Source organism: Winogradskyella immobilis, from assembly GCF_021887715.1.
GTDB lineage: Bacteria > Bacteroidota > Bacteroidia > Flavobacteriales > Flavobacteriaceae > Winogradskyella > Winogradskyella immobilis.
In genome coordinates this window covers 159,268-174,671 of record NZ_JAIQXX010000002.1, presented here as the reverse complement: position 1 = coordinate 174,671, position 15,404 = coordinate 159,268, and the positions used below count along the sequence as shown (strand labels likewise).

16 protein-coding genes and 1 tRNA gene are annotated in these 15,404 nt (G+C 31.9%); 11 read left to right on the top strand and 6 right to left on the bottom strand.

Annotated features, from left to right (window positions below):
- The first annotated feature begins 74 nt into the window (after window positions 1-74).
- Window positions 75-2,480 (top strand): TonB-dependent receptor domain-containing protein, encoded by a 2,406-nt coding sequence (locus K8Z87_RS02365; protein WP_227475868.1) that lies wholly within the window; start codon window positions 75-77, stop codon window positions 2,478-2,480.
- Window positions 2,481-2,483: 3 nt separating this feature from the next.
- On the opposite strand, the gene K8Z87_RS02360 is transcribed toward K8Z87_RS02365, so the two are convergent.
- Entirely contained in the window at window positions 2,484-3,590 is a 1,107-nt protein-coding gene (locus K8Z87_RS02360) for a TolB family protein (RefSeq protein ID WP_227475867.1), read from the bottom strand.
- A 61-nt stretch (window positions 3,591-3,651) separates the two neighbouring features.
- Here K8Z87_RS02360 and K8Z87_RS02355 point away from each other — a divergent pair, with 61 nt between their 5' ends.
- Window positions 3,652-4,914, top strand: a complete 1,263-nt coding sequence (locus K8Z87_RS02355) for a M28 family peptidase (protein WP_227475866.1) — start codon at window positions 3,652-3,654, stop codon at window positions 4,912-4,914.
- 9 nt (window positions 4,915-4,923) lie between these two features.
- On the opposite strand, the gene K8Z87_RS02350 is transcribed toward K8Z87_RS02355, so the two are convergent.
- Complete coding sequence (locus K8Z87_RS02350) at window positions 4,924-5,313, bottom strand: hypothetical protein (RefSeq protein ID WP_227475865.1); 390 nt, start codon at window positions 5,311-5,313, stop codon at window positions 4,924-4,926.
- 98 nt (window positions 5,314-5,411) lie between these two features.
- On the opposite strand from K8Z87_RS02350, the gene dusB reads away from it, so the two are divergent.
- Window positions 5,412-6,407, top strand: a complete 996-nt coding sequence (gene dusB, locus K8Z87_RS02345; protein ID WP_227475864.1) for a tRNA dihydrouridine synthase DusB — start codon at window positions 5,412-5,414, stop codon at window positions 6,405-6,407.
- Here the strand turns inward: dusB and K8Z87_RS02340 are convergent.
- Entirely contained in the window at window positions 6,404-7,609 is a 1,206-nt protein-coding gene (locus K8Z87_RS02340; protein ID WP_227475863.1) for an ABC transporter permease, read from the bottom strand. The genes dusB and K8Z87_RS02340 overlap by 4 nt on opposite strands.
- A 63-nt stretch (window positions 7,610-7,672) precedes the next feature.
- The gene (rbfA, locus tag K8Z87_RS02335; RefSeq protein ID WP_227475862.1) at window positions 7,673-8,065 is read right to left on the bottom strand and encodes a 30S ribosome-binding factor RbfA; all 393 of its coding nucleotides are present in this window, start codon (window positions 8,063-8,065) and stop codon (window positions 7,673-7,675) included.
- A gap of 93 nt (window positions 8,066-8,158) precedes the next feature.
- Between rbfA and mce the strand changes: the two genes are divergently transcribed.
- Both mce and K8Z87_RS02325 read left to right on the top strand, forming a co-directional pair.
- A complete protein-coding gene (gene mce, locus K8Z87_RS02330) occupies window positions 8,159-8,563 on the top strand; it encodes a methylmalonyl-CoA epimerase (RefSeq protein ID WP_227475861.1) in 405 nt (134 codons plus the stop codon).
- A gap of 56 nt (window positions 8,564-8,619) precedes the next feature.
- Window positions 8,620-8,693, top strand: a tRNA-Ile gene (locus K8Z87_RS02325).
- A gap of 172 nt (window positions 8,694-8,865) precedes the next feature.
- On the opposite strand, the gene K8Z87_RS02320 is transcribed toward K8Z87_RS02325, so the two are convergent.
- A complete protein-coding gene (locus K8Z87_RS02320; protein ID WP_227475860.1) occupies window positions 8,866-10,407 on the bottom strand; it encodes a TlpA family protein disulfide reductase in 1,542 nt (513 codons plus the stop codon).
- Window positions 10,408-10,914: 507 nt separating this feature from the next.
- Between K8Z87_RS02320 and K8Z87_RS02315 the strand changes: the two genes are divergently transcribed.
- On the top strand, window positions 10,915-11,145 hold the full coding sequence (locus tag K8Z87_RS02315) for a hypothetical protein (protein ID WP_227475859.1): 231 nt from the start codon (window positions 10,915-10,917) through the stop codon (window positions 11,143-11,145).
- Here the strand turns inward: K8Z87_RS02315 and K8Z87_RS02310 are convergent.
- Window positions 11,134-11,724 (bottom strand): riboflavin synthase, encoded by a 591-nt coding sequence (locus K8Z87_RS02310; RefSeq protein ID WP_227475858.1) that lies wholly within the window; start codon window positions 11,722-11,724, stop codon window positions 11,134-11,136. The two genes, K8Z87_RS02315 and K8Z87_RS02310, sit on opposite strands and share 12 nt — an antisense overlap.
- A 58-nt stretch (window positions 11,725-11,782) precedes the next feature.
- On the opposite strand from K8Z87_RS02310, the gene pdxA reads away from it, so the two are divergent.
- The 5 genes from pdxA to accB all read left to right on the top strand — a co-directional run bounded on the left by pdxA (window position 11,783) and on the right by accB (window position 15,352).
- Complete coding sequence (gene pdxA, locus K8Z87_RS02305) at window positions 11,783-12,823, top strand: 4-hydroxythreonine-4-phosphate dehydrogenase PdxA (protein ID WP_227475857.1); 1,041 nt, start codon at window positions 11,783-11,785, stop codon at window positions 12,821-12,823.
- Between the two features lie 78 nt (window positions 12,824-12,901).
- Window positions 12,902-13,444, top strand: coding sequence for a YceD family protein (locus K8Z87_RS02300; protein ID WP_227475856.1), 543 nt, complete (start codon window positions 12,902-12,904; stop codon window positions 13,442-13,444).
- An 8-nt stretch (window positions 13,445-13,452) separates the two neighbouring features.
- Window positions 13,453-13,656 carry a 50S ribosomal protein L32 gene (gene rpmF / locus K8Z87_RS02295; protein WP_227475855.1) on the top strand — a complete coding sequence of 68 codons (204 nt, stop codon included), beginning with the start codon at window positions 13,453-13,455 and terminating at the stop codon, window positions 13,654-13,656.
- A 178-nt stretch (window positions 13,657-13,834) separates the two neighbouring features.
- A complete protein-coding gene (locus tag K8Z87_RS02290) occupies window positions 13,835-14,830 on the top strand; it encodes a beta-ketoacyl-ACP synthase III (protein ID WP_227475854.1) in 996 nt (331 codons plus the stop codon).
- Window positions 14,831-14,866: 36 nt separating this feature from the next.
- Window positions 14,867-15,352, top strand: coding sequence for an acetyl-CoA carboxylase biotin carboxyl carrier protein (accB, locus tag K8Z87_RS02285; RefSeq protein WP_227475853.1), 486 nt, complete (start codon window positions 14,867-14,869; stop codon window positions 15,350-15,352).
- The last annotated feature ends 52 nt before the right edge of the window (window positions 15,353-15,404 follow it).

The window sequence follows — 15,404 nt, the reverse complement described above, 5'->3', positions numbered from 1 at the left end:
CTGTGGAAAAACCGTACATTGAATTTAAAAACTATTTTTATATTGCAATCCAAACCTAACTAATGATAGCTCGATTGAGATTTTACCTTAGTGCAATTCTTTTTGTGTTTTCTTTTGTTGCTTTTGCTCAAGAATTTTCTGTTTCAGGAAAAGTTGTTGATGAAAGTAAACAAGCAATTTCTTACGCTAATATTATATTACAAACCACATCTAATGCTACTTTTGTAAAGGGCACAAGCACTGATGATAACGGAAACTTTGTTTTAAATGCCATAGAACCCGGAGAATATCTTTTAAAAATTAGTTTTATAGGTTATAAAACGATTGAAAAATCTATTATTGTTTCGGATAACTTGAGTTTACAAGATCTAAAACTCATAGAAGATTCTGAAGCTTTAGACCAGATTACGATTACAGCAAAACGCCCTACAATTACTAGAAAACCAGACCGTCTTATTTTTAACGTTGCCAATACGGCTTTAATAGAAGGTACAACGCTTCAGGTTTTAAAAAGCACACCAGGAATTATTGTTTCGGAAGGAAGCATTAATATAAAGAGTTCTCCTGCTGTTATATATATTAATAATAGAAAAGTACAATTAACTTCAGACGAATTGATTCAGCTTTTAGAAAGCGCTCCTGCAAATAGCATACAATCCGTAGAGGTAATTACGAATCCTCCTGCGAGTTTCGATGCCGATAGTGGCTCAGTAGTTAATATTATAATGAGTAAAAATTTAATTGCTGGATATCGAGGAAGTATTGCAACAAATTATACGCAAGGAGTATTTCCTAGATATAATGCGGCAACAAGTCATTATTTTAAAAATGATAAAATTAACCTTAATGTTAATTATAGCTATACCAACAAAAAGATTAACAGATCTCAAGAAGATACGGTTAACTTTTTAGACACAAATAATACTATAGATCAAATTTGGAATTCTGACGCTAACAGAAATACAGATTCCGAAACACATAACCTGAACTTTAATTTTGATTATTTTATTAACGATAAAACAACATTGAGTTTAACTTCAACAGGTTTATATGTTCCGTTTTTTAATTATCAAATTAGAAACAATACAGATATTTTTGAGGCTAACTCTAGTTTTTTATCACGTTTTACATCAGACAACTTATCTAGAGATGATAAATTAAATATTGGCTCAGATATTAATTTTAGACATGAGTTTAAAGAAGGCAGTAGTTTATCTATTAATGGGCATTTCACCACATATGATTATGAACGAAATCAAAATGTGTTGAGTAATTTCTTTGATATAAATAATACATTTACAAATACATCAGAGTTTAATACATTAGCAAACCAAGATACAGAAATAGTTACAGGTCAGGTAGATTATAATGTGCCATTAAGCGAATCTTCAACGTTTAACGCAGGTATTAAATACTCTAGTGTTAACACGCAAAGTGACATAACACGCTTAGACATTATTAATGGATCAGAAATTCTAAATACAGCAAATAGTAATACGTTTGATTATGATGAAAACGTATTTGCTGCGTATGCTAATTATAACAAATCATGGAAAAAATGGGATTTAGTTTTAGGATTAAGAGCTGAGCAAACCGATATTGAAGGATTTTCTGAAACCCTAAACCAAACGAATACTCAAGATTTTTTAGAATGGTTTCCTAATTTTAGCTTATCGCATCAGATTACAGAGAATTTTAGCCTTTACGGCAATTATAAACGTAGCATTACAAGACCTAATTTTACCAATTTAAACCCGTTTACCTTTTTCTTAAATGAAAACACTGTCGTAACAGGAAACCCTAATTTACAACCCACATTTAAAGATCATTTTGTGGTAGGTACAAATTTCTTAGAACATTTTACCATTGAAGCGTATTACATTAATTATGACGGAGCGATTAATGAATTACCAAGACAGGATAATGCCACAAACATAATTGCATTTAGCCCAGTTAATTTAGATAAAACTGTGGATTTTGGTTTTGATTTTTCTTTTGATATTTATCCTACTGAAAAATGGAACCTCTATTTTGTAACCTCGTTTTATAACATCACTGAAGAGGCAAATTTTGGAGAAGGTTTTGTGGAACTAGATCAATGGGCAAATTATAGTCAGTTGGTCAATAATATTTCGTTCTTAGAAGATAATAGTTTAAACCTTTCTTTATTATTAGTTTTCGGGAGTAGAAATTTACAAGGTTTAACCATTGTAGAAGATCGTCTAGTGTCTGATCTCAGTATATCTAAACGAATATTAAAAGATAAAGGCACGCTATTTTTAACGGTAAGCGATTTATTTAACGAACAAGATTTTACGACAAGCGTTAATTACCTGAATCAAGACAGTCGTCAGTTTACAGATTTAGATAACCGATTTATTACGCTAGGTTTTAGTTATAAGTTTGGTAACACCAAACTAAATGAGAACAAGAGAGATATAGATGCCGAAGAGCGCGAGCGTATTAAAGATCCAGATTGATATTTAATCGACCCATTCTGCAATAAATAGATTAGTATCTCTTCCGCCACCATTATTTCTGTTAGAAGAAAATGCTAAATATTTTCCGTCGTTAGAAAACACAGGAAATGCATCAAAGGTTTCTCCATGAGTTACTCGTGTTAGGTTTTTTCCATCGATATCTATTAAATATAGATTGAAAGGAAAACCACGCTCAGCTTCAAAATTAGAAGAGAATAATATTTTTTCTCCCGAAGGATGAAAAAACGGACTCCAATTGGCATTTCCTAAATCTGTAAGCCGTCTTAGATCACTTCCATCGGCATTACATATATATAATTCCATCTCAGTAGGCTCTACTAACCCTTGATCTAATAAATCTTTATAATCTTTAATTTCTTGTTCTGTCTTTGGGCGAGACGATCTAAAAATAAGCTTTGTACCATCAGGAGAAAAGAACGCTCCGCCATCGTAACCCAATTCGTTGGTGATTTGTTTTACGTCGCTTCCATCAATATTCATAGTATATAATTCTAAATCTCCACTTCTTGTTGAGGTAAACACAATTTTATCTCCTTTTGGTGAAACTGTGGGTTCAGCATCATATCCAATTTCATCAGTAAGTTGTTTAACAATATTACCTTCTAAATCGGCTACAAATATGTCGTAACTATCATAAATCGGCCAAATGTATTTTCCGTTTTTACGTAAAGGAGTATCAGGGCATTCGTCTTGTTTTAAATGCGTAGAAGCGTATATAATATGTTTGTTATCTGGCAAGAAATAAGCGCATGTAGTACGGCCTTTTCCTGTACTAATCATAGGTGGAGTTTTGTCTCTAAAAGTTTGGTCAACATTCATCAAAAACATTTGATCACAACCTACATTCCAAGCTGTATTGTTAGACTGAAATACTAATTGTTTGTCATCAAAACTCCAGTAAGCTTCTGCATTATCTCCACCAAAGGTTACTTGTTTTATAGATTTAAAATGAGTTTCTTCAGGATAGATTAAAGAATCTTTAACAGTGGAAATATTAGAATCGTTTGATTCCGTTTTTGACGCTTCGTTTTTACAAGATAAAAATGAGATACAAAATGTAAAAATTAAAAGTATAGATTGGTGGTTCATAATAAGCAGTTCTTAAAAATGGTATTTAATGCCTAATTTTGTTCAAAAGTAATATATAGCGATGAAAAAATTTGTGTTTTTATTCCTTTTAGTGGGAATCTTATCCTGCAAAAATGACAATAAGCATATAGAAGGAAGGCTTGTATATAAAAATGAGATTAAAAAAGACGTCTCTTTTTTAGCGGATGATAAATTGCAAGGTCGACAAACGGGAACAGAAGGAGAGATTAAAGCATCGAGTTATATTGCAGAACGCTTTAAGGAAATTGAATTAAAACCTAAAGGAACAAATGATTTTATTCAAACATTTTCTTTTAAGCCCAAAACAGATCCACATAAAGAAGTGGAATTTACGACTAATGCAGATAGTACTATTACAGGACATAATGTTATTGGGTATTTAGATAACAGAGCAGAACAGACTATTGTTATTGGTGCTCACTACGATCATTTAGGATTTGGAGGCGAAGGTTCTTTATATAGAGAAAAAGACAAGGCTATTCATAATGGAGCTGATGATAATGCTAGTGGAGTTGCGGTACTTTTAGATATAGCAACTCGGTTATCAATAAAAAAACAGGGAGCAGAAATATGGGACAACAACAACTATCTATTTATAGCTTTTTCTGGTGAAGAGATGGGACTTTTAGGGTCTAATTATTTTTCAAAAAACCCAACAATTGATAGCGAAACAATTAATTATATGATTAACATGGATATGGTTGGTCGTATGAAGTTAGATAGCACCTTAGCTGTATACGGAACAGGAACATCACCTATATTTAAACAAACATTAAAGTCAAATAACGATAAATTTAAATTGATTGAAAATGAAAGTGGAGTAGGCCCAAGCGACCACACCTCATTTTATTTAATTGACATTCCGGTATTGCATTTTTTTACGGGACAGCACGAAGATTACCATAAACCGGGAGATGATTCTGAAAAGCTGAATTATGATGGAATGAATCTTATTTCAGATTATATTATTGATATTATTAATGATTTAAACGATAACGGAAAACTACCATTTAGAAAAACAAAAAACGAAAGTGAAGAAACCCCTAGATTTAAAGTTGGTTTAGGCGTAGTACCCGATTATTTATTTGATGGAAAAGGGATGCGTATCGATGGCACACGCGAAGACACGCCAGCCACAAACGCAGGCCTTCAAAAAGGCGATATTGTTATAAAATTGGGCGATAGCACTGTGACAAATATGATGAGTTATATGCGAGCACTTTCAGTTTTTGATAATGGAGATGAAGCAGCAATTACAATTAAACGCGGAGAAAAAATTATTGAGACAAAAGTTAAGTTCTAATTTTAAAAGTTAGAACCTGTCTTCAATAGAATCTATAATAAACATAGCTTCTTCATAAAATTCATCAAATAAATCGACCTTCATTAAGTAAGAATAATATCTGAGTTTTTTGCCTTTTTTGTAGAAAAAAGCAACTGATTTATGCATCTCGTCTCCATAGTCTAAGAGTAAGTCATAATCTATTTTAAAGATAAATTTTGGATGATCACTTATTCTAGTTATTTTATATTTCTTCTTAGCTTCATGTGGATATAAAGTTTTTGCATGACTCTCCAGAACAGTTTCAATATTTTCTGAATCTAAAGGAATAAAATTTGGCTTTATAGTTTTTGCTTTTATGGATTTTAAATTTAGTAATAGATTGATTTTGTGAATAAGAATTATTGATATTTGTAACAAATATCAAACATATAAATAGCACAGCACCTTTCATATAAAATATATTTGAAAGCAAATTACTCAAAAAATAGTAATAATTTCGCATCAAAAATTAAGACTTGGTTAAAATAGGTAATATAGAACTACCAGACTTTCCGTTGCTTTTAGCGCCAATGGAAGATGTCAGTGATCCTCCGTTTAGAGCATTGTGCAAAGAACAAGGCGCTGATGTCGTATATACTGAGTTTGTATCTAGCGAAGGCTTAATTCGTAATGCTGCAAAAAGTGTTATGAAACTTGACATCTATGAGAAAGAACGACCTGTTGGTATTCAAATTTTTGGCGCCAATATGGAAAGTATGCTACAAACCATAGATATTGTAGAAAAATCAAATCCAGATATTATAGATATTAATTTTGGTTGTCCTGTTAAGAAAGTTGTTTCTAAAGGTGCTGGTGCAGGCATTTTAAAAGACATCTGTCTTATGGAAAAGTTGACTGCCGAGATGGTAAAGCGTACTAATCTTCCAGTAACTGTAAAAACCCGTTTAGGTTGGGATCATAATTCAATTAAAATTGTTGAGGTTGCAGAGCGTTTACAAGATGTAGGCTGCAAATCAATAGCTATACATGGTAGAACAAGAGCGCAAATGTATAAAGGAGATGCTGATTGGAAGCCTATTGCTGAAGTAAAGAACAATCCTAGAATGCATATTCCTGTATTTGGTAATGGAGATGTTAATACACCTGAACGTGCAGTGGAAATGAGAGATCGTTACGGTTTAGACGGAGCAATGATTGGTAGAGCAACGATTGGTAATCCATGGTTTTTTAAGCAAGTAAAGCACTTTTTTGAAACCGGAGAGTATCACCGACCTATTTCTTTAGCAGAACGTGTAGATGCTGCTAGGCGCCATTTACAGATGTCAATTGATTGGAAAGGAGAAAAACTTGGAGTTTTTGAAACTCGAAGACATTACACCAATTATTTTAAGGGCATTCCAAATTTTAAAGAATATAGAATGAAAATGGTCACTAACGACGATTCTAAAGATGTATTTGCTGCTTTTGATGAGGTCTTAGAAAAATTTTCAGACTATCAGTTTACACACTAACTGTTTATTATCAAATTTTTTGTGATACGCTGCGATGCAATTCGAGAAGCAACAATGCCTAAAAAGAATATAGTAGCCAAAACGACAATAATATTGATAAATTGAAATTTCACAGGGTAAGGAAGACTTGGAGTTAACATTACTAAATCAAACCGTGATTGAAGTAGAACAATAACTAAGCCTAAAGTGACACCAATGACTCCGCTTAAAATAGTCATTAAGCTGCCTTGTAAAAAAAATACGCGTTTAATTGTTTTAGCTTCCGCCCCTAAACTAAACAATGTATTTAGTGATTGCTTTTTGTCTAGAATCATCATAATAATTGCTCCAATGACATTAAATAAAGCAATTATTATTACTAAAGTAAAGATAAGATAAACCGCAAGGTTTTCGGTATTTAACATTTTATAAAGTTCGTCATTCAACTGCGCTCTATTTTTAATCGTAAATCTATTTTTAAAAATTGAATTTATCTGTTCTCTAACGCTAATTTCATTAGCATTAGAATTTAATTTAAGCTCAAGAGCACTTATTTGATTTTCAGAATAATTCAACAAATCTTTAGCTAAATAAATATCCGAAAAAATATATTCTTTATTAAGCGCTTCATTAATATTAAATATACCAACATTGGTAACACTAACAGAATTATAGGCTCCACTAGCAGAACTTAATTGACCTTTTCCGGGCTTTGCAACATAAAGTGTTAAGGGTTTTAAAACATCAAAAACTCCGAAAGACAGGTTGTTAGAAATACCATCTCCAGCAACAACTTGATGGCTTTCTGGCATAATCCAAGAACCAGATGTAACCATAGAATCGAGGTGTGTTACTTTTAAAAAATTAAGATCAACACCCTTAAGTGTTGCTAAAAGGTTCTTATTTTCAGATCTAATCGCAACGCGTTCTTCAATGATTTGCGAATAAACTTCTATACCATCAATAGCCTTAAGCGAAAGCATATCGTCTTCAGAAAACATAAAAGACTTTCCTTCTAACGGCAATAGTTTTAAATCAGGATCAGCAAACGAAGAAAACTGAAGACTAAAATCCTTTAAACCAGCAAAACCAGATAATACAATAAAAAGTGCAGAAGCTGCAACAATTACTCCACCCGAAGCAATTATAGACATAATATTTATAGCATTATTGCTGCTTTTTGCAAATAGGTAACGTTTAGCGATGTATAAAGAAACATTCATAAGTACCGTTAAGCGATAAAAATAAGGATTATGTTATTACTAAATTAAACCCTTAAGTAAGAATTAAGATTTTTTACGTTTCCCTAGTAGATCTTCATCTTTAATAGGATTATCTTCTCCTTTTAAAGAACGTTCAATATTATCTATATATTCTAGAGAATCATCGATGTAAAAATCCAAATGAGGCATTCGCCTTAGTTGATGACGCGTACGTTGTGCTAATTCATGTCTAATTAACGGTGTGTTAGACCGAATACCTTCTAATAAAGATTTTGCTTCTTTATTCGGAAAAATACTGAGGTACACTTTAGCGATAGATAGATCTACCGTAACACTAACCTTAGATACAGAAATAATAACACCTTTTAAACCGCCAGATGAGGCAGCGCGTTGTAAAACATCAACCAAATCTTGTTGAAGAATACCCGCTATTTTTTTCTGTCTATTACTTTCCATTTTGCAAAAGTAGAAGTTATTTAAGTATTATAGTATTTTTGCACTATAAAATTGATAATATATAATCAATAGATACTGTTTTAAGGTTAAAAGATGAAAAAGATTGAACATATAGGCATTGCTGTAAAAGATATAGATGATTCAAACCAGTTATTTGCCTCATTATTTGGAGAACAACATTATAAAATTGAAGACGTAGAAAGCGAAGGAGTTAAAACATCTTTTTTTAAATGCGGACCTAATAAAATTGAGTTATTACAGGCCACAAATGAAAATAGTCCTATAGCTAAATTTATAGCGAAAAAAGGAGAAGGCATCCACCATATTGCTTTTGCTGTAGATGATATAGAAAAAGAGATAAAACGATTAACAAAGGAAGGCTTTAAAATGATCCATGAATCTCCTAAAAAAGGAGCCGACAATAAATTAATTGCTTTTTTACACCCTAAATCTACAAACGGCGTTCTTATTGAATTGTGCCAAGACATTGCAGAGTAAATTGCTGTAAATTTCTTGTAGAGTATTAAAATATGTGTTAATATTGCACCCTTATTGGTCCCATAGCTCAGTTGGTTAGAGCACCTGACTCATAATCAGGTGGTCCTTGGTTCGAGCCCAAGTGGGACCACAATACAAAAACTGTTTCATTAATTTGAAGCAGTTTTTGTTTTTATAAAGAAATATATTGGGCGAAGAGTTTATCCTGAGTGTAGTCGAAGGAAGCTCAAGTGGGACTAAAATCTTTGGTATCGGGTTGCTTGTAAAATGGGAAAGCTTTTCTCAAATTTATCTTAATGCTTTTATTTAATGCTATCAATTATTTTTTTAAATGCAACATTATCTGAAGGGTGCGGTGCGTTATTTAATACTATTTGATTTTGTTTATTTAGAATTATATATCTTGGAATCCAATGGATTTTTAGATCTCTTCCTAGTGGCGATTTACTACCATTCATAACAAGATATTGATTACGGACATTAAGATAGCTTTCAAGTTCTTTTGATTTTTCTAACCATTTCTTTTCATCTTCATCTATTGATAGGTAAATCCACTCTACGTTATTTTCAACGGATAGCTTATCTCTAAAATCCTTTGTCTTTTGTATTTCGCTAATACAAGGAGGGCACCAACTCGCCCAAAAATTTACAACTCTTATCCTTTTATTGGAGCGGTTAAAAATTTCGCCTAATGTTAAAGTATCCCCATATTTACTGAGTAATTTGGTATTTAATGCTGATTCAGGAAGTTTTAATTCGAAGGAATTTAAATCTAATAGAATATCTTCCATTTCCTTTGTATACTCTGAATCTGGATATTGTTTACCATATTGGTGAATTTCATTTTTTAAAAAAGAAACGCTTTGTTTACTGTGCCCAAGGCCTCTATCATGATAAACAGTAATAAGAGAAGCGATTGCGTACTCCTGGATTTTTTCATCAAAATTATATTCTATAATAGCTTTTTCTGCCAAAAATTTTTCTTTGGAATAACTTGGATGGTCTGAAGTCTCAAAGTAATTTCTTATGAGTACTGTTAAAGCAGATTTGAAAGAAAGTCTATTTAAGTGGCTCTCATCTTTAAAATCATCTATTGTAACATCTCCTATGTAGTCTTTAAGATCAAACAACCGTTCTTTACTGCCATACTCTTTTTGAATAATTGTAAAAAATTCGTCTGGGCCACTCAAGTAAACTGAGTCCCCTCTTTTTTCTGTATTTGGGGTTAGTAATTGATACATGTGCGAATATTTCAAACTAGACTCTACAAAATCAATAAATGATTTAGATGTGATATTATGCCTCTTTACGTATTTATTAAAAAAGTCTACTTGTTTTCTGTAAATAGAGTCCACTCTAGATTTATATTCCATGATACTACCCTTATAAGGATTATGTATGTATCTTGGAGTAGAATCTCGTAAACTTGAATAAAAATTATGCTCATCTGCTTTTTCTCCCTTAATACGTAATCGCTTATTTTTAATCTCAAAAATTATTGTATCATTTGGTTTTCCAATAAATTCAGCACGATAATTGGAATCTTTGGACCAAGAAGTTAAGAGTAATTGTTGGGGTTCTATAATAGAATCGATCTCCATGACAATAGAGTCACCTATCACTTTTTTATCTGTTATGCTGTTTGTATGATTAAGTGAAGCCGAAGACCAATTCATTACATTGATATGATTAAAAGCTTCTAAATCATCTGCTTTACCAATAAATAATACTTTTCCTTTTTTTACATTATCTATGTCTTTAATCTTTTGGTAATTGCTATTGCTTTTACTATTACAGCTAAAGACTACTATAACTATTACGATATTAAATATTATTTTTCTCATTTAAATCATTAGAATTCCCCGATGCTTGCATCGAGTGTGAGATAAAGATATGTAATTTTATGATTATGAGTGCTTATATTCATAAGAGTCATAATAAGAGTTTTTCGTAGTCAATTTTTCACGGACAAAACCTCGATTAGGTGTTTTTATAAAGAAATATATTGGGCGAGGAGTTTATCCTGAGCGTAGTCGAGAGAAGCTAAGAAAGATCGATTTTAAACTAATAATAATAGCAATAGATTGTGGTGTTTTTTGTTTAATAAAATTGTTGAAAAGATTATATCTAAAACCTTACATAACAGATTTTTATTTTACTTTTAATGTTTAAAATAACTCAAATAAATTAACAATAACTTATAAATGTAAGAATACGGCCTCAAAAAGTCTTTAAAAAGCTCAAAAAAGAACTTTTATCGAACTTTTTAGTATTTTAAAGATGTTTTTGAACAAATATATTTTGTCAACACACTTTTTTTTATAATTTTGCGTTAACCCTGTATATTTATAATGAACATAGCCTCAATATTATTATTTACTACAAGCTTAATGCAAGGAGGTCCTTGCGGAGTTGGGAGACCTAATCCACCTTGCTGCGATAATACACCTCCGTGTGGTGGTGGTCCTCCACCACCTCCAGGCTTACCGATAGATACTTTTGTTTATGTGCTTTTCTTTATAGCACTAGTGTATGGCGCATATATGATTAATAAAATGAGTAAGAGAAGTTTAGCGATGTAAATCGTTTAAGCGTTTAATATATTTACCAATCACATCAAACTCTAAATTTACCACAGACCCTTTTTGAAAGGATTTAAATGTAGTGTGTTCATAGGTATAAGGAATAATAGCAACTGAGAATGCATTTGGCTTTGAATCTACAACAGTTAAACTTACACCATTTATAGTTATAGAGCCTTTTTCAATGGTTATATTGTTTAAAGATGAGTCATATTCAAAAGAAAATGTCCAACTTCCATTTTGTTCGTTTACAGACGTACAAATAGCAGTTTGATCTACATGTCCCTGAACAATATGACCATCTAAACGGCCACCAAGTTTCATAGCACGCTCAAGGTTAACAGTATCTCCTTGAATTAAGTTTGCTAAGTTGGTTTTATCTAGAGTTTCTTTAATTGCAGTAACTACATATTCATTTCCAGAAATTGAAACAACAGTTAAACACACTCCATTATGAGCCACACTTTGGTCAATTTTTAACTCTGATGTAATATTACTTTTTATAGTCAGATGAAGATTTTCTTTATCACTTTCTAATTGAGTTATTTGGCCTAAATCTTCAATTATTCCTGTAAACATAGTTCTGTTTTAATTGGTTAAATTTGCAATACAAATTTACACACAAAAAAGTGTTTTAATGAAAAAAGACGAAAATATAAGAGTAGGTATATCAATAGGAGATCTTAATGGTATTGGTCCGGAAATAATACTTAAAACATTTGAAGATCCAAGAACTTTAGAACTTTGTACTCCTGTTATTTTTGCATCTTCTCGTGTTGTTAATTTTTTTAAAAAGCATTTTAAAAGTAAAATAAACGCTTACGAAGTAAATAACACTAAAGATATTGTTTCTGGAAAATTGAATGTAGTTAATGTTTGGAAAGAAAATGTTACGATAGAATTTGGCAAAGAGGATCCAAAAATTGGTGAGTTTGCTATACGGTCATTAGAAGCTTCAGTAAAAGCTCTAAAAAATAATTTTGTAGATATTTTAGTGACTGCACCAATTAATAAACACAATATTCAGTCAGAGCAGTTTAATTTTCCGGGGCATACCAACTATTTAGCAGAACAATTAAATGGAGATAGCCTTATGTTTATGGTTACTGATAATTTAAAAGTAGGTCTATTAACAGACCATGTTCCGGTTAAAGATGTGCCTAATCATATAACCGAAGAATTAATTCGCCAAAAAATAGATACAGTATCAAAATCTTTAAAACAAGATTTTGCTGTTAGCAGACCAAAAATAGCAGTATTAGCAATTAATCCACATGCAGGAGATAATGGTGTTATAGGTAATGAAGATGACATTTTATTAAAGCCCACGCTCAAAGCTATTAAAGACAAAGGCACTTTAGTTTATGGACCTTATTCAGCAGATAGTTTTTTTGGGTCGCATAACTACAAAAATTTTGACGCTGTTATCGCTTCTTATCACGATCAAGGATTAATTCCTTTTAAAACCATAACTTTTGGCGAAGGAGTAAATTACACTGCAGGATTAAGCAAAGTAAGAACATCACCAGATCATGGAACAGCCTATGAAATAGCAGGAAAAGGTGAAGCTAATGAGAGTTCATTTAAAAAAGCAGTATATACAGGTATTGAAATATTTAGAAGGCGAGAAGAGTATCAAACATACTCCAAAAACCCGTTAAAAAAAGCGACTAAATAGATATCAACATTTTTTGTTTATATCTTCCTTTAGATAAAGAAAAAGTATTATATTTGCACGCTCAAAATGTGTGTGATAATGAAAACAATGAAAGCGTATACAATTCCATTTGTAGGGCTAAAAGTAGGAAAACATCATTTTGATTATCAAATTGATAATGCGTTCTTTTTAGATTTTGAATATGACGAATTTAATGCTGTAGATGTAAAGACTCAGCTTCTTTTCGAAAAGAAAACAACATTATTGGAGTTGTCTTTTGAAGCAGAAGGTACAGTTAATGTCAATTGCGACGTGACAAATGAGCCTTTTAATTTGTACATTAAAGATACCTTTAAATTGGTGGTTAAGTTTGGCGATGACTATAACAATGACAATGAAGAGATATTAATTGTACCACATGGTGAATACCAAATCAATGTAGCGCAATATATATATGAACTCATTATACTTGCCTTGCCTGCTAAAAAAACACATCCAGGTATAGAAGATGGCACATTAAAATCAGAAATACTAGATAAACTAAAAGAACTAAGTCCAGAAATGGATGAAAATATAGAAAAGACATCAGAGGATATTGATCCTCGTTGGAATACATTAAAAAAACTATTAACGGATAAATAACATTTAAAATGGCACATCCAAAACGTAAAATATCAAAAACAAGAAGAGACAAGAGAAGAACGCACTACAAAGCAACAGTTCCTCAAATAGCAACTTGCCCTACAACTGGTGAGCCACATTTATACCATAGAGCACACTGGCACGAAGGTAAGCTGTATTACAGAGGCCAAGTGTTAATTGATAATTCTACAGAAGAAGAAAATTTAGCATAAGTATTATGCAAGCATATAATAAAACGCTCAGAAATGAGCGTTTTTTTTGTTTTAATGCTTTAAATCGGACAAAAACTACTTAATTTGTATAATTATTTGCCAAAAAACATCGAAAACTAACAAGAATTGTATGTTTTCACGGTTTTTTCAATATTTTTGACTAATCTAAAAGCTAATAATGAGTAAAATCACAGCGGCTATTACAGCTGTAGGCGGGTATGTTCCCGACTTCGTTTTATCAAATAAGGTGCTAGAGACTATGGTCGACACCAATGATGAATGGATAACTACAAGAACAGGAATTAAAGAACGTAGAATTCTTAAAGAAGAAGGTAAAGGAACATCTTTTTTAGCTATTAAAGCAGCTGAAAACCTTATTTCAAAACGCAAAATAGACCCTAAAGATATAGAACTTGTTATTGTAGCAACAGCTTCTCCAGATATGAAAGCAGCCTCTACTGCAGCCTATACAGCAACTCAAATCGGAGCAACTAACGCATTTTCATACGATCTAGAAGCGGCATGTTCTAGTTTCTTATTTGGTATGTCTACTGCAGCAGCTTATATAGAATCTGGACGTTATAAGAACGTTTTACTAATAGGAGCAGATAAAAATTCTTCATTTATAAATTATAAAGACAGAGCGACTTGTATCATTTTTGGTGATGGAGCTGGCGCAGTTTTATTTGAACCTAACGAAGAAGGTTTGGGACTTCAAGATGAATTATTGAGAAGCAATGGCGAAGGAAGAGCTTTTTTACAAGCAACTTATGGCGGATCATCTTACCCAATAACTCAAGAAGCTTTTGATGAAAATAAGCATTGTGTTTTTCAAGATGGAAAAACCGTATTTAAAAACGCAGTATTTAATATGGCAGATGTCGCTGAGCGTATTTTAAAGCGTAATAATTTGACCAATGATGATGTCAATTGGTTAGCAGCTCATCAGGCAAATAAAAGAATTATTGATGCTACGGCGAATAGAATAAATTTACCAGAAGAAAAAGTACTGATGAACATAGAGAAGTATGGAAATACAACATCAGCAACTTTGCCTTTATTATTATATGATTATGAATCACAACTTAAAAAAGGCGACACCATTATATTTGCTGCCTTTGGAGGTGGATTCACATGGGGCTCTATTTATTTTAAATGGGCTTATAATTCCTAAGATTAAAACTAACTAAATTTAATAAACTGAATAACTATGGATTTAAAGGAAATTCAAAACTTAATAAAATTTGTGGCCAAGTCTGGTGCAAGTGAGGTTAAGTTAGAAATGGATGATGTTAAAATTACCATTAAAACAGGTTCTGAAAATGAAACAACTATTGTGCAACAAATGCCAGTAGCTTCTGCACCTATGATTCAACAACAAGCTCCTGCTCTTGCAGCTCCTGCACCAGCGGCAGAAACAGCAGCTCCTGCGTCAGCAGCATCTGAGGATTCAAAATACGTAACTATAAAATCACCAATTATTGGAACATTCTATCGCAAACCATCTCCAGATAAACCAATGTTTGTAGAAGTAGGTACAGATATTAAAGAAGGTGATGTGCTTTGTGTAATCGAAGCAATGAAATTATTCAATGAAATTGAATCTGAAATTTCTGGTAAAATCGTTAAGATTTTGGTAGATGATTCTTCTCCAGTTGAATTTGATCAACCTTTATTTTTGGTTGACCCATCATAATATAAATCCCAATTTTCAATTCCCAAATCCTAAATATAAAATTTTAGAATTT

What these genes read in the sequence shown, in the direction of transcription:
- K8Z87_RS02310 (WP_227475858.1), bottom strand. Translation starts at nt 11,724, where the DNA reads ATGTTTACAGGAATAATTGAAGATTTAGGCCAAATAACTCAATTAGAA.
- K8Z87_RS02360 (WP_227475867.1), bottom strand. Translation starts at nt 3,590, where the DNA reads ATGAACCACCAATCTATACTTTTAATTTTTACATTTTGTATCTCATTT.
- K8Z87_RS02315 (WP_227475859.1), top strand. Translation starts at nt 10,915, where the DNA reads ATGAACATAGCCTCAATATTATTATTTACTACAAGCTTAATGCAAGGA.
- rpmF (WP_227475855.1), top strand. Translation starts at nt 13,453, where the DNA reads ATGGCACATCCAAAACGTAAAATATCAAAAACAAGAAGAGACAAGAGA.
- K8Z87_RS02355 (WP_227475866.1), top strand. Translation starts at nt 3,652, where the DNA reads ATGAAAAAATTTGTGTTTTTATTCCTTTTAGTGGGAATCTTATCCTGC.
- mce (WP_227475861.1), top strand. Translation starts at nt 8,159, where the DNA reads ATGAAAAAGATTGAACATATAGGCATTGCTGTAAAAGATATAGATGAT.
- K8Z87_RS02300 (WP_227475856.1), top strand. Translation starts at nt 12,902, where the DNA reads ATGAAAACAATGAAAGCGTATACAATTCCATTTGTAGGGCTAAAAGTA.
- rbfA (WP_227475862.1), bottom strand. Translation starts at nt 8,065, where the DNA reads ATGGAAAGTAATAGACAGAAAAAAATAGCGGGTATTCTTCAACAAGAT.
- K8Z87_RS02290 (WP_227475854.1), top strand. Translation starts at nt 13,835, where the DNA reads ATGAGTAAAATCACAGCGGCTATTACAGCTGTAGGCGGGTATGTTCCC.
- K8Z87_RS02340 (WP_227475863.1), bottom strand. Translation starts at nt 7,609, where the DNA reads ATGAATGTTTCTTTATACATCGCTAAACGTTACCTATTTGCAAAAAGC.
- K8Z87_RS02320 (WP_227475860.1), bottom strand. Translation starts at nt 10,407, where the DNA reads ATGAGAAAAATAATATTTAATATCGTAATAGTTATAGTAGTCTTTAGC.
- accB (WP_227475853.1), top strand. Translation starts at nt 14,867, where the DNA reads ATGGATTTAAAGGAAATTCAAAACTTAATAAAATTTGTGGCCAAGTCT.
- pdxA (WP_227475857.1), top strand. Translation starts at nt 11,783, where the DNA reads ATGAAAAAAGACGAAAATATAAGAGTAGGTATATCAATAGGAGATCTT.